Annotated in this window: 18 protein-coding genes and 1 pseudogene; 1 reads left to right on the top strand and 18 read right to left on the bottom strand. The window is 45.4% G+C overall.

The genetic code is table 11. The features are described 5' to 3' along the window. Positions 1-2: 2 nt before the first annotated feature. The 4 genes and pseudogenes from LIR34_RS08860 to LIR34_RS08845 form a co-directional block, all read right to left on the bottom strand. The gene (locus LIR34_RS08860; protein ID WP_064785863.1) at positions 3-1,115 is read right to left on the bottom strand and encodes a DUF4366 domain-containing protein; all 1,113 of its coding nucleotides are present in this window, start codon (positions 1,113-1,115) and stop codon (positions 3-5) included. Beyond that, positions 1,105-1,350, bottom strand: coding sequence for a DUF4315 family protein (locus tag LIR34_RS08855; protein WP_025577937.1), 246 nt, complete (start codon positions 1,348-1,350; stop codon positions 1,105-1,107). Before LIR34_RS08855 ends, LIR34_RS08860 begins: the two co-directional genes overlap by 11 nt. Positions 1,351-1,368: 18 nt before the next feature. Beyond that, positions 1,369-4,047 carry a CD1108 family mobile element protein gene (locus LIR34_RS08850; RefSeq protein ID WP_173769606.1) on the bottom strand — a complete coding sequence of 893 codons (2,679 nt, stop codon included), beginning with the start codon at positions 4,045-4,047 and terminating at the stop codon, positions 1,369-1,371. A gap of 33 nt (positions 4,048-4,080) precedes the next feature. Beyond that, positions 4,081-4,314: pseudogene (locus LIR34_RS08845) on the bottom strand (conjugal transfer protein TraE); the annotation flags it as partial. 106 nt (positions 4,315-4,420) lie between these two features. Between LIR34_RS08845 and LIR34_RS08840 the strand changes: the two are divergent. Next, on the top strand, positions 4,421-5,140 hold the full coding sequence (locus LIR34_RS08840; RefSeq protein ID WP_173902555.1) for a site-specific integrase: 720 nt from the start codon (positions 4,421-4,423) through the stop codon (positions 5,138-5,140). Between the two features lie 363 nt (positions 5,141-5,503). Here LIR34_RS08840 and infA read toward each other — a convergent pair whose 3' ends face one another. The 14 genes from infA to rplN all read right to left on the bottom strand — a co-directional run bounded on the left by infA (position 5,504) and on the right by rplN (position 13,143). Next, entirely contained in the window at positions 5,504-5,722 is a 219-nt protein-coding gene (gene infA / locus LIR34_RS08835; protein WP_005428560.1) for a translation initiation factor IF-1, read from the bottom strand. Between the two features lie 22 nt (positions 5,723-5,744). Further along, positions 5,745-6,500 carry a type I methionyl aminopeptidase gene (gene map / locus LIR34_RS08830; RefSeq protein WP_161283926.1) on the bottom strand — a complete coding sequence of 252 codons (756 nt, stop codon included), beginning with the start codon at positions 6,498-6,500 and terminating at the stop codon, positions 5,745-5,747. Positions 6,501-6,503: 3 nt separating this feature from the next. Next, positions 6,504-7,148 (bottom strand): adenylate kinase, encoded by a 645-nt coding sequence (locus tag LIR34_RS08825; protein WP_161283925.1) that lies wholly within the window; start codon positions 7,146-7,148, stop codon positions 6,504-6,506. 276 nt (positions 7,149-7,424) lie between these two features. Then, positions 7,425-8,741 (bottom strand): preprotein translocase subunit SecY, encoded by a 1,317-nt coding sequence (gene secY / locus LIR34_RS08820; protein ID WP_173902554.1) that lies wholly within the window; start codon positions 8,739-8,741, stop codon positions 7,425-7,427. Further along, complete coding sequence (gene rplO, locus LIR34_RS08815; protein ID WP_118698077.1) at positions 8,741-9,181, bottom strand: 50S ribosomal protein L15; 441 nt, start codon at positions 9,179-9,181, stop codon at positions 8,741-8,743. Before rplO ends, secY begins: the two co-directional genes overlap by 1 nt. A 42-nt stretch (positions 9,182-9,223) precedes the next feature. Then, on the bottom strand, positions 9,224-9,406 hold the full coding sequence (rpmD, locus tag LIR34_RS08810; RefSeq protein ID WP_161283923.1) for a 50S ribosomal protein L30: 183 nt from the start codon (positions 9,404-9,406) through the stop codon (positions 9,224-9,226). A gap of 13 nt (positions 9,407-9,419) precedes the next feature. Next, positions 9,420-9,929: a 30S ribosomal protein S5 gene (gene rpsE, locus LIR34_RS08805; protein WP_118252533.1), complete on the bottom strand. Its 510-nt coding sequence runs from the start codon at positions 9,927-9,929 to the stop codon at positions 9,420-9,422. 17 nt (positions 9,930-9,946) lie between these two features. Then, on the bottom strand, positions 9,947-10,315 hold the full coding sequence (gene rplR / locus LIR34_RS08800) for a 50S ribosomal protein L18 (protein WP_161283922.1): 369 nt from the start codon (positions 10,313-10,315) through the stop codon (positions 9,947-9,949). A 17-nt stretch (positions 10,316-10,332) separates the two neighbouring features. Beyond that, positions 10,333-10,872, bottom strand: coding sequence for a 50S ribosomal protein L6 (gene rplF / locus LIR34_RS08795; RefSeq protein WP_173902553.1), 540 nt, complete (start codon positions 10,870-10,872; stop codon positions 10,333-10,335). A 227-nt stretch (positions 10,873-11,099) separates the two neighbouring features. Next, a complete protein-coding gene (gene rpsH, locus LIR34_RS08790; protein ID WP_161283920.1) occupies positions 11,100-11,501 on the bottom strand; it encodes a 30S ribosomal protein S8 in 402 nt (133 codons plus the stop codon). Positions 11,502-11,690: 189 nt separating this feature from the next. Further along, positions 11,691-11,876, bottom strand: coding sequence for a type Z 30S ribosomal protein S14 (locus LIR34_RS08785; protein WP_005424988.1), 186 nt, complete (start codon positions 11,874-11,876; stop codon positions 11,691-11,693). 14 nt (positions 11,877-11,890) lie between these two features. Then, positions 11,891-12,430, bottom strand: coding sequence for a 50S ribosomal protein L5 (rplE, locus tag LIR34_RS08780; protein WP_044925691.1), 540 nt, complete (start codon positions 12,428-12,430; stop codon positions 11,891-11,893). A 21-nt stretch (positions 12,431-12,451) separates the two neighbouring features. Then, positions 12,452-12,763 carry a 50S ribosomal protein L24 gene (gene rplX, locus LIR34_RS08775; protein ID WP_161283919.1) on the bottom strand — a complete coding sequence of 104 codons (312 nt, stop codon included), beginning with the start codon at positions 12,761-12,763 and terminating at the stop codon, positions 12,452-12,454. An 11-nt stretch (positions 12,764-12,774) separates the two neighbouring features. Next, positions 12,775-13,143 (bottom strand): 50S ribosomal protein L14, encoded by a 369-nt coding sequence (rplN, locus tag LIR34_RS08770; protein ID WP_019162495.1) that lies wholly within the window; start codon positions 13,141-13,143, stop codon positions 12,775-12,777. Between the last annotated feature and the right edge of the window lies 1 nt (position 13,144).

Genomic DNA, 13,144 nt, shown 5'->3' with positions numbered 1-13,144 from the left:
CCTTATTTGCTGTCCTTGTCGTCAAAATCATCCTCGGAAAGATATTCCGGTTCCCCGTATGCCTCATCCGGGTCAAAGCCTTCGCCATAACCGTCATCCTCAAATTCCGCATCGTCCTCGGCCTGCTGTTTCGGACGCACGATTTTTACATAGTAACCGATCCCGCCGACCGCAAGTAAGGCAGCAAGGATAAACAGGATCGTGCCGACGCTGCCGGTTTCTTTCTTCGGCTTTTCCGGTTCTGCCGGTTTTTCAGTTTCCGCCGGCTTTTCTTTTCCTTTGCAGCCATTTAAGTCATTTTTGCAGACCGGACAGCCGGTATTAACCTTTCCTGCCTCACATTTTTCTGTGCAGTTACAGCTTTCTTCCTGGGGGATCATGCTCATGCTGCCATTGTTCTTTTCTGCAAGTGCCATCAGGTCGGACTCTGTGACGCCGTTTAAGAAGTAGACATTGTTATCTTCCCGTTTCCCGTCGATCACCAGATAAAAGACATTGCCCGCGTCCGTAGTGATGGTGTAAAACTGTTTTTCCCCATCCGTACCGCTGATGTTGTCCTGTACCGTTCCGGTGCCTTCCGGGGTAAATGCACCTTCCGGGATCGCAGAAGTATTTTCCTGCTGTCCGGTACTGTTATCTGAACCGGAAGAATTTCCGCCGCCGGAAGGGGTTGCAGCGTTTGAGCCGGAAGGTTTTTCTTCCTTAGGCGGTTTTGTCTGTGTACCGGACGGACTCTGGGGTGCTGTCGTAGCAGGTTTCTTTTCAGGAGCCGGTTCTTTGTAATACGGATTATCCAGCTTTACCATATCAGAACGGTTGCCGGCATAATCTTTTGCGTATATGCTTACCTGTTTTTCTGTTCCGGCATAATCTTTCAGTGCGACCGACGCTTTCCCGTCGGTGAGGGAGTTGATACGGTTTTCATCAACAAAGACCGCCTCCACGCCGGATAGATCGTCACTGCTTTCTATTTTCAGGGCATCGCCCTCCATGGAAGCAGTCAGCGTTGGCGGTGTGGTGTCTTTGGAACCGCCGGCATGAGCCGTTACAGGTAATGCGCTGACACTTACAAGAAGCGTAAGCGCCAGCAGCAGGGAAAGTTTTTTAAGCCTCATGCACATCCTCCTTCTCCTGCGGTAAAACAGTTTCCGAAGGGGCTGCCTGCTGTGATTTCAAAAAATCCGCAAGCTGCTGGGGCGTCAGTTTGAAACTGCGCGCCACCGCTACATAATCGGTATTTTCCAGCTCTGTTTTCTGTTCCTCCAGCTTATGGAGCTTTGCCTGCATTTCCGCAATCTTTGTTTTGGTCTTTTCAATTTCCTTTTCCAGTTTTTCAATTTTAGGATTCAATTTATTACCTCCAATCTGTTAAGGCAGACGCCCAAATGTATAAAAATGCTGCTGCCAGTAGCTTGTATTGATGTTTGCATAAGAAATCGGGTCTCCACAGTGGATCATCATTCCATTTCCCACATAGATCCCTACATGGCTTGCGCCGCTGGTGTTGTAGGTCCTCTGGAAGAAGATCAGGTCGCCCGGTTTTGCATCCGCACTTGATACCGGCGTACATACACCTAAAAGACCATCCGCGGTCAGCCTTCCGAAATTCCAGCCAACGCCGCAGTTGTTGATCACCCAGGACACATAGCCGGAACAGTCAAAGGAAGTGGAAGGGCTTGCGCCTCCCCATACATACGGATAGCCAAGATATTTTTCCGCCTCGGCCATCATTGCGGCAAACTGTTCATCCGCAAGGGCTTCCGGTGGAATGTCATAATCGAAGTAGTTTCCTGTACCGCCTGAACCAACTTCCGGCAGGTGCCGTTCGCTGGTATCGCCGGTATCGGCAAAATACAGGGGATTCAAATACTGGCCGTCAACCAGGACTTCTAAGTGCAGGTGGGCCCCGGTAGAATTTCCGGTATTCCCGACCTTTGCAATCACATCCCCGGCTTTGACCTCCTGCCCGGCAGAAACAAGGATCTGGGAACAGTGCCCGTATTTGGTCGTCAGGGTATGTCCTTCGTATGCCTCGCCTTCAATAGCGACACACAAGCCATAACCGCCGGCATTTCCCGCAAGGGTGACCGTTCCGTCATGCCCGGCAAGGATCTCTGTGCCCTCCGGCATCCCGATGTCCACACCGGTGTGATAGTTCTTTTCCCCACTGATGGGATGTACCCGGTAGCCGTAATAGCTGGTCACATAAGGGAGCCAGTTGGTGCCAAAGACATTTTTGACATACTGGCGGTTTCCTTTTGTCTGCAGCAGGATCTCGCAGATCTCTTTCTGGTCTGCGTTCATCCGGGAAACGACCAGGTTTTCTAGAGGTGTGACTGTGAGCTTGACATTTAAGATGCGCCATTCATAAGGCACTTCCTCCTGGGTTTCTTCCCCGGTTTCCGGATCAACGGAAGTTTCGGTGCGGTAACGGATCTCGGTTTCTTCTGAAAAGGACAGGGTATATTGTTCCTGGAAAAGCTGCCGCAGCACGCTTTCCACTTCATCGTAAGTAAATCCCTGATAAGCAGAAGTCAGATACCCCATTAGCACATACGGGTCATGCTCGATTGCGCCCAGGTTATACCGGTATTCGTCATAGCCGGGGCGGTCTGATTCCACCCGGTCTATTTCCATTTGCAGATCCGTTTCCCATTCGGTATAGGTAAGCTCCGCCTGGTTGATGTCCTGATCATCTGCAAGATAGGTAGAAGCAGCCAGACTTCCCAAACCGCCGGTCCCGATATTGGAGAACGTGGAAAACAGGGATGTGATCAGGAAAATTACCAAAAGGAGAAGCAGGAGGACAAGGCAGATTACAGGGTGCCGTTTGACCGCATGGACAATACCGACGCTGACCCTCTCTGTTGCGACTGCGGCATTTTTTGCCTGTTTCCCGGCTTCACGGGCAGCCTTGGCATACTGCCTTTTCAGTTTTTGTTTCTGCCATATCCGGGCAATCGCATGTTTCTTCAGCTCCGGGTGGTCGCTAAGAGCCTGCCGGTAAGCAAGTCTTGCGTTTGCTTTTGCTGATTTTTGCTGTAATTTCGCTGCCTTTCGGTAGGGGGCAGTTTTATGCCGGTGATATGCCGTGCGAAGCCCTGCCTCGCCCACAAGTTCAGAGCGGTGGGCTGCCTTGATGCCCACATTTTCATCCTCTGCCTCATAAATCTTTTTATGAGCGTAACCAATGGCAGTATTGGCGCCCGCCTTGACCGGACGCAGGGGTACAGGTCCTTTTACATGGACCTTTTGGGATTTGACCTCCTTTTCAAATTTTAAGTGTTTTTTGGCTTTTCCGGTCTCCGGGTCGGAAACCGTCTCCATGCGCAGTTTCTTCCGGGCAGGTAGACGATTTTGCGCCTGCTCTGCTTTTTGTGCAGTCCGTTCCGCCTTCCGTCTTGCATGGGTGAGCTTTTTATCCTTTGTCTCCGGCGGTAGTTCATCCGCAGTAAATTCCAGCTTGGATGTTTTCGGCGGTTCGCTATCCACACCCTTTTCCTTCTGCGCTGCCTGTTCCTCCGCCTGTGCCGCTTCCTGAAAACGCTGTTGATATTTGTTCCCATGCTGATGTGTCCGGTAACGGTGTTCCTGACTGGATCTGTCTGTGCTGTCCGGTGTGGCTGAGCCTTCGGAAGAAGGAGCATATTTTCCGGTATCATGGTCTGTCGCATTCTCTGTTACAAGAAAACGTCTGGAAGCCTCCTGCCGGAAATTGCTTCGCACGTTGTCCTGTATCGGGGGCGCTGTCCTGGCAGCATCCGGTGTCTCAAAGTGTTCCGAAAAACCATCCAAAGCGGTTGCATACGCTTCGCCCTGTTCCAACAAGGACTCCGGTGTTTCCGGTGACAGATGGGAAAATTCCGTCTGTACAGGGATGTCCTGCCTGTGTGTCTTGCCGTTGACAGAAGAAGGGGTGTCCCGTGCCCTGCGCAGGTCAAAATCCTGTTCGGTCTGCCTGGCTGCCGGCTGATCCTCCCCGTGGGAATCACGCACCGGCATCCGGGTATCTTTACGCTTCCTTTGAAATTCCCTGTCGTGTGCCATTGTTCTCACCTCCGATCCATTTTAATTTTTGCCTCATGCTTTGGTCCCCGCCACTTCATCCGGTCTTGTGGTAAGCACGCTGTACAAGAGTGTGTCCTTCGGGAAGTGGTCCACAAAGGGGATGATCACATTTCCAAAGAACAAAAGCCCCTCGCCGGGACCGGAATGGGTCACATACGAAAGTTGGTGCGGGGAGATCCCCAACTGCTTTGCCAAAATCTGACGGTCTCCCTGGGCCTGGTTGAGCATATAGATAAAGTCCGAGTTCTATAGTGATAGGTAAGCCTCTGATATCCTCTCGGGCTTTTCCCCCACTCCACACCGTGCATGCGACTTTCACCGCACACGGCGTTCCATCGGTTAGTGGTTTTCGTTGTCTAAACAATCAACCTATAAAAGTGTTGCAAGATGCCGACAAGTTGGTGCTTACCTGCACTGGCTTTATGACCACAAATATACGGATTTGGATTATTCCCTTCAACTCCCAAACTTCAAACGCACTGCACCCCAGATTCCACAGGTATGGAGTCCTGAAGAAATCGACAAGATTCTTGCAGTCATCGATACTGCCAATCCAGTTGGAAGGCGGAATTACGCGATTTTTCTGCTTCTTGCAAGAACAGGGTTAAGGATAAGCGACGTTTTGGGACTCAAATTTTCAAATATTAACTGGAAGGAAAACTGCATTTCACTTTCTCAGCAGAAGACAGGGAACGCCTTGAGTCTGCCACTCAGCAAAGAGCTAGGTATGGCGATTATTTCTTATTTGCAAGATGGCCGCCCACAGTCCTCCTCGGCTTTTATCTTTCTGAGCCATAACGCACCGTTTCAGCCATTGGGTGAGCATAACAATTTCAATCCGGAATTTCATAAGTATTTACGCAGAGCAGGGATTGCTATCCCAACAAAGAGGCACACAGGCGTACACACTATCCGCCATTCGTTTGCCACAAATATGCTGAGAAAAGGCACTCCGGTGCAGGATGTGTCCCAAATCCTCGGTCACAGTAACATCAGTGTAACAGAAACCTACTTGCGGGTCGATATTGAACATATGCATAGACATTTACACACACCAGACCCGCCATCATAACACCCAGCACACCCATCATCCAAAATCTCATTCTCTTACTCATAAACACCGCTCCTTTCTCCTTCTTATATTTGTTATCTACTCCTCCATTTTTTTCAGAAATCTTTCCTTCTTATTTGTTATTATACACAATATTTTCATCTTTTCACTATCACTTCTGACAGTAATCGTGTTTTATTTGAATATTTATTATTGAGAGCTTTTTGCATAAAAAAAGAACCAGAGACTCTATACGAATCTCCAGTTCTTTCGGTTTTATCCAACCAACACACTCCCCCACACCACCACACGCGTGGCCGAGAGGGGGAGTGTGAGGGGGACATGCGGCCTTCGCGTAACTTCGAGCCTGTCCCCCTCACGGTTTTACTTATCTCTCCAAATAATACGTCCCTTGGAAAGATCATACGGAGAAAGTTCAATAGTAACTTTATCTCCAGGAAGAATACGGATAAAGTTCATACGCAGCTTTCCGCTGATATGAGCCAGTACCACATGCTTGTTTTCCAGTTCTACTTTGAACATTGCATTAGGCAGCTTCTCCAATACAGTACCTTCCACTTCAATTACATCTGCTTTAGACATTATAAACCTCCTGTGTCATCTGTCATTTTGTAAGAGTCAGAATTTCCGGTTCTCCATCCGTGATCAGAACAGTATTTTCATAATGTGCTGAAAGAGATCCGTCCATAGTTACAACTGTCCATTCATCATCCTCCCACGCAACATCTGCGCGTCCCAGATTGATCATCGGTTCAATTGCAAGTGTCATACCTGGCATCAGTTTGATGCCTCTGCGCTTCTGCGGGAAATTCGGGATCTGCGGATCTTCATGGAGATGTGTTCCGATTCCATGACCAACCAGGTCACGAACGATACCATAGTTGAATTTCGCTGCATAAGCACCGATTGCCTTGGAAATATCATTCAGATGATTTCCTGCTTTTGCGAATTTTATACCCTCAAAGAAGCTCTGCTTTGTCACTTCCATGAGCTGTCTTGCTTCCGGTGAAACCTCACCTACTGCATAAGTACGTGCAGCATCCGAATGGTAACCCTTGTAGATCAGTCCGGCATCGATCTTGACAAGATCGCCTTCCTGAATGATTTTGTGTCTGGACGGGATTCCATGTACTACTTCATCATTAAGACTGATGCAGAATGATGCGGGAAAGCCCTGATAATTCAAAAAGTTTGGAGTGCAGCCCATAGAGCGAATCATATCCTCACCAATACGGTCCAGTTCTTTTGTGCTGATTCCCGGCTTAATATGAGAAGCCAGTTCATCATGAACCTTTTCCAGTAAATGGCCGGCATGTCTCATAAGCTCAATTTCATGTTCTGACTTAATAGAAACTGACATTTTTTATTCTCCCAAGATCTCGACGATAGCCTGGAAAACTTCATCCAGGGAACGAGTTCCGTCTACTGTCTTTAATACGCCCTGCTCTGTGTAGTAATCGATCAACGGCTGTGTCTGCTCATGGTAAACCTTCAGACGTTTGGAAACAGTTTCCGGCTTGTCATCGTCACGCAGTACCAGTGCTTCGCCACAGGTATCGCATACGTTCTCTGTCTTCGGTGCTGCATATTCGATATGGTAAGTAGCACCGCATTTCAGGCAGGCTCTTCTGCCAGACATACGATTGACAATATTTTCATCCGGAACATCTACATCGATTGCATAGTCGATGCCGCTTCCCAGTTTCTTAAGAGCTTCTGTCAGGCATTCTGCCTGAGGAATAGTTCTCGGGAAACCGTCCAGTACATAACCATTTTTTGCATCGTCCTGCTGAATTCTGTCTACTACAAGATCACAGGTTAATTCATCTGGTACCAAAAGCCCCTGATCCATATATGTTTTTGCTTTTTTTCCTAACTCAGTACCATTTTTGATGTTTGCACGGAAAATATCTCCTGTGGAGATGTGCGGAATCCCATATTTTGCGGCAATTTTCTTTGCCTGAGTTCCTTTTCCTGCACCTGGTGCACCCAACATAATAATTCGCATAACAAATACCTCCTTTTTCTTTATGAAGCCATATATTGCAGGCATCCAGAGGATGCTGCCTGTACAGAAGAAACTTGTTACTGTTCACTCCGTTCACAGTAACTTGGTCAAAATGCATTCCAAATCACCTTCGGTGGTGGCATTTTGCCCCGTATGTCTCGGGATTTTGCCATATCCCTGGCAAAACACCTCGCGGGATATTACCTGTGAACAGTTACAGAAACTTCTCCTGTACCAAATCAAGGCTGTGACGCTTTCGCACCACAACCTTCATTTTTAGTTGTTCAGGAAGCCCTTGTAATTGCGGACAAGCAACTGGGATTCAATCTGTTTCACAGTTTCAAGTACAACACCTACAACGATGATGATAGATGTTCCACCGAAAGAAACATTTGCCCCAAAGACTCCGTTAAAGAAGAACGGAATAACTGCCACAATGATCAGACCTACCGCACCTATAAATATAATATAATTCAGCATTTTAGTCAAATAATCTGATGTAGGTTTTCCCGGACGGATACCCGGAATAAATCCACCCTGCTTTTTGATATTATCTGCAACTTCCAGTGGATTGAATGTAATGGAAGTGTAGAAATATGCAAAAAATACGCATAAAACTACGTATACCAGCAGACCCCAGCTGTATTTAATCTGAGATGGATTACACCAGTTACTTGAAGAGAGACCTCTCAGAATTTCACTTCCAATGCCGGTTCCATTTGCTTTTCCAGCAAACTGTGCGATAACACCAGGGAATGACATAATGGAAGAAGCAAAGATGATCGGGATAACGCCGGCAGTGTTGACTTTCAGCGGAATGTTGGTGGACTGACCACCCATCATTTTTCTTCCCACCATCTTTCTGGAATACTGAACAGGAATTCTTCTCTCTGCTCCATTAAGAATAAGGACAAATACTACTACAACAAGAATAATTGCAAAGATAATAAGTCCTGCAAGTGTTCCTTTTGCAATTGTTTTCCCCTTAATAAAGTTCTCATAAAGAGTTGTCATATCACTCGGAATACGAGAAATAATATTTACCGCAAGTACGATAGAAATACCATTTCCAACGCCCTTCTCTGTGATACGTTCACCGATCCACATTAACATTGCAGATCCGGCTGTCAGACTTACGACTACAACAATTCCCTTAAGCACGGTCATATCCTGTACGATATTTCCACGGGCAAATCCGATAGTCATGGCAATGGACTCGAACAGTGCAAGTCCGATTGTGACATAACGGGTAATCGCTGTCATCTTCTTTCTTCCCTCTTCACCATCTCTGTGCATCTCCTCCAGAGCAGGAATTGCAATTGTGAGAAGCTGAATGATAATGGAAGAAGTAATGTACGGTGTAATGTTCAATGCGAATACGGACATGCTCTCAAAAGAGCCACCGGTGAATGCATCAAAGAAATTGAATGCATCACCGGTATTACTCCGAAACCACTGTTTGAATACATCACTGTCCACGCCCGGAATCGGGAGCTGTGAACCGATACGGATGATAAGGATCATCCATAAGACGTAGAGAAGTTTTCTCCGCATCTCTTTTACTCTAAAAACACTTTTAAGAGTTTCAAACATTAGATCACCTCTACTGTACCACCTGCAGCTTCGATTTTTGCTTTTGCGGTTTCACTGACAGCGTTTACTTTAACTGTAAGTTTCTTTGTCAGTTCACCATTTCCAAGAATCTTAACACCGTCTCCTGCTTTGGAGATTGCACTTGTAGCAAGTAAAGATTCAACTGTAACTTCTGCTCCATCCTCAAAACGGTTCAGAACGTCAACATTGATTGCAATGATCTCTTTAGAATTTCTGTTTTTGAAGCCTCTCTTAGGAAGACGTCTGTATAAAGGCATCTGTCCACCTTCAAATCCCGGTTTCTTGTGTCCGGAACGAGCTAACTGTCCTTTATGTCCTTTTCCGGCTGTTTTACCGTTTCCAGAACCATGTCCACGGCCTCTTCTGAAGTTATCGCTGTGTTTAGAACCATCTGCTGGTCTTAAATTTGATAATTCCATCTTTGGCACCTCCTTTTATTATTTAAATACTCTCTGGATATCTTATGCTTCTTCTACCTTAACAAGATGCTGAACCTGCTGGATCATTCCTCTGGTTGCTGCATTGTCAGGCATTTCAACTGTTTTGTGCATTTTGGTAAGTCCCATAGCTTCTACAGTCTTTTTGTGTTTCGGAACTGCACCGATAGGAGACTTAACAAGTGTAACTTTTAATGTGTTTGCCATTATTTTGTCCTCCTTATGCCAGAATCTCTTCTACAGATTTTCCGCGAAGTTTTGCAACTTCTTCCGGAGTTTTCAGTTTGCTTAATCCATCGATTGTAGCCAGAACTACGTTCTGTTTATTTCTGGATCCCATACATTTTGTACGGATGTTTTTGATTCCTGCAAGCTCGATGACCGCACGCGCCGGACCACCAGCGATAACTCCAGTACCTTCCGGAGCACGTTTCAGAAGCATCTCAGCACTTCCAAATTTACCTACATAGTCATGAGTGATGGAATTGTTCTCATCTCTTGCAACTGTAACCAGTTTCTTCATAGCATCTTCTTTTCCTTTGCGGATAGCTTCCGGAATTTCAGCTGCCTTTCCTAAACCTGCACCAACATGTCCGTTACCGTCACCTACTACAACTAAAGCTGTGAAACGGAAGTTACGACCACCTTTAACAACCTTGGTAACACGTTTGATTGACACTACTTTATCTTCTAATTCTAACTGACTAGCATCAATAAGATTATGTTTCATGTGTCTTTTCCTCCCTTTTAGAATTTCAGCCCAGCTTCTCTTGCTGCGTCTGCCAGTGCTTTTACTTTACCATGATAGATGTAGCCTCCTCTGTCGAAGACAACGCTCTCGATACCTGCTTCAACTGCTTTCTTACCGATTACAGTTCCAAGATATGCTGCTGCTTTTACATCATCAGTGTTTTCAAGTTCAGCTTTTACATCTTTCTGAAGAGTAGAAGCTGATACTAAAGTTTTACCTACTGTGTCATCAATGATCTGTGCATACATATGCTTGTTGGAACGGAATACTGCCAGTCTAGGAGTAGTAGCTGTTCCATTGATATGATGACGGAGTCTTCTATGTTTTTTCTCGCGAATTTCCGCTCTGGATGCTTTATTAATCATATTCTCACTCTCCTTATTTATTTCTTACCAGTCTTACCGACTTTACGTCTGATAACTTCATCAGCATACTTGATACCTTTGCCCTTATATGGCTCCGGTCTTCTCTTGTCTCTGATTTCTGCTGCATACTGGCCAACTTTTTCTTTGCTGATACCGGAAACGATGATCTTATTTCCATCAACTTTGGATTCCAGACCTTCTGGATCTTCCATCTCTACCGGGTGAGAATATCCAAGTGCAAGAACAAGTTTCTTGCCCTGTTTCTGTGCTCTATAACCTACACCGTTAACCTCAAGCTCTTTTGTGTAGCCTTCGCTTACACCAACAACCATGTTGTGGATAAGGCTTCTGGTCAGACCGTGTAATGCTTTCATTTTCTTAAGATCGTTTGGTCTTGTAACTACTACATGACCATCTTCTACTTTGATTTCCATTTCGGTTGGAAGTGCTCTTTCGAGTGTTCCTTTAGGACCTTTAACGGTTACTACATTGCCTGCAGCTACGTTTACTTCAACGCCTGCCGGGATAGCTACCGGAAGTCTTCCGATTCGTGACATAATATTGTCCTCCTTACTTAAATTGTCGGAGAGAAAAGATTTAATTTCTCTCTGTTTTCAGTGCATTGAACACTTAACAAGTACAGGCATAAGCACTGTACGAGTTTAGTGTGAAAGTACACCTCGACACTTAATGAGAGAGTCGATGCATCGCGTCGGCTGTCGAATTTAGTGACGATGGTGTTTCCTTCATCTATTAAAAATCTGCTCGCAGATTTTTTACCTTATTACCAAACAAATGCAAGAACTTCTCCACCAACCTGAAGTTTACGAGCTTCTTTGTCAGTGATCACACCTTTGTTTGTGGAAAGGATTGCAATTCCAAGTCCGCCAAGAACTCTCGGAAGCTCATCTTTACCAGCGTAGATACGAAGACCTGGTTTGGAGATTCTCTTAAGTCCTGTGATGATCTTATCGTTCTTTGTCTCACCGTATTTCAGTGTGATGTGGATAGTTTTGAATACACCATCCTCAACCAGATCATATTTTGCAATGTATCCTTCGTCAAGAAGAATGTTTGCGATAGCGATTTTCATTTTGGATGCCGGAACATCTACTGTATCATGTTTTGCAGTGTTAGCGTTACGGATTCTTGTAAGCATATCTGCGATCGGATCTGTCATTGTCATGTTAGTTTCCTCCTAATTATTCACTCTTTTCAGACTTTACATGTACGTTAATTACATTTTTAGATTTGCACCACTTCCCTCAGCTAAATTCAACCTTCGTTTACACTCGGTTTCATTAAGATTCGGGAAGAACCTCGCACTAAATTCACTCTGCGCATAAGTGCTTGAGTTCATTAAGTTGCTTTCGGCCTACCAGCTTGCTTTTTTAACACCCGGGATCTGACCTTTGTAAGCCAGTTCACGGAAGCAGATACGGCAGATACCGTATTTTCTCAGGTATGCATGTGGACGTCCACAGATTCTGCAGCGGCTGTATTCTCTTGTGGAGAATTTCTGTTTGCGCTGCTGTTTGATTTTCATTGCTGTCTTAGCCATTCGAATTCTCCTCCTTATTTAGCAAAAGGCATATTGAACTGAGTTAACAGCTCACGAGCCTCTTCGTCTGTCTTAGCAGTTGTAACGAAGATGATATCCATACCTCTTACTTTGTCTACCTTATCATACTCAACTTCCGGGAAGATAAGCTGTTCTTTGATTCCCAGTGCGTAGTTTCCTCTGCCATCGAAAGCGTTCGGGTTAACACCACGGAAGTCACGTACACGAGGAAGAGCAAGGTTGATAAGACGATCAGCGAATTCATACATCTTCTCACCTCTTAAGGTAACCTTACAACCGATTGGCATACCCTCTCTGATTTTGAAGTTAGCTACTGATTTTTTAGCTTTTGTAGCGATTGCTTTCTGGCCTGTGATCAGTTCCATATCAGCGATTGCTGCATCAAGAAGCTTAGCGTTTTCTTTTGCTTCACCAACACCCATGTTGATAACGATCTTATCGAGTTTTGGCACTTCCATAACGTTTTTATATCCGAATTTCTTGGTCATGGCATCCATGATCTCATTTTTGTAAAGTTCTTTTAATCTACTCACCTGTCATGCCTCCTCTCTTAATTAATCGATTACTTTACCTGTTGCTTTTGCAACACGTACTTTTTTGTCTCCATCCATCTTGAATCCAACTCTTGTTGCTTTTCCGTCTACAACGAGCATTACGTTGGAAACATGAAGAGCAGCTTCTTTTGTTGTGATTCCGCCAGCCTGGTTTGCTGCTGATGGTTTGTTGTGCTTTGTAACCATGTTGATATTCTCAACGATTACAGTGTTGTCTTTTACGTTAACGGCAAGAACTTTTCCTTCTTTACCTTTATCTTTACCAGCGATTACTTTAACAGTGTCGCCTTTTTTAATTTTCATAGCTGACATCAGGCACCCTCCTATAATACTTCCGGAGCTAAGGAAACAATCTTCATGAATTTCTTCTCACGAAGTTCTCTGGCAACTGGTCCAAAGATACGAGTTCCTCTCGGAGTTAAGTCATCTTTAATGATTACGGCTGCGTTTTCATCGAAACGGATGTAAGATCCGTCTTTACGACGAGCGCCTTTTTTGGTACGAACAACAACAGCTTTTACTACATCACCTTTTTTAACAACGCCGCCTGGTGTTGCATCTTTAACAGTAGCAACGATAGTATCACCGATGTTTGCATATCTTCTTGTAGAGCCACCCATAACACGAATACAAAGGATTTCTTTTGCACCAGTGTTGTCGGCAACTTTCAGTCTAGTTTCCTGCTGAATCATA

The organism is Blautia sp. MSK17_66 (genome assembly GCF_020538025.1).
Classification (GTDB): domain Bacteria; phylum Bacillota; class Clostridia; order Lachnospirales; family Lachnospiraceae; genus Blautia_A.
This window is presented reverse-complemented; position numbering and strand designations above follow the sequence as displayed.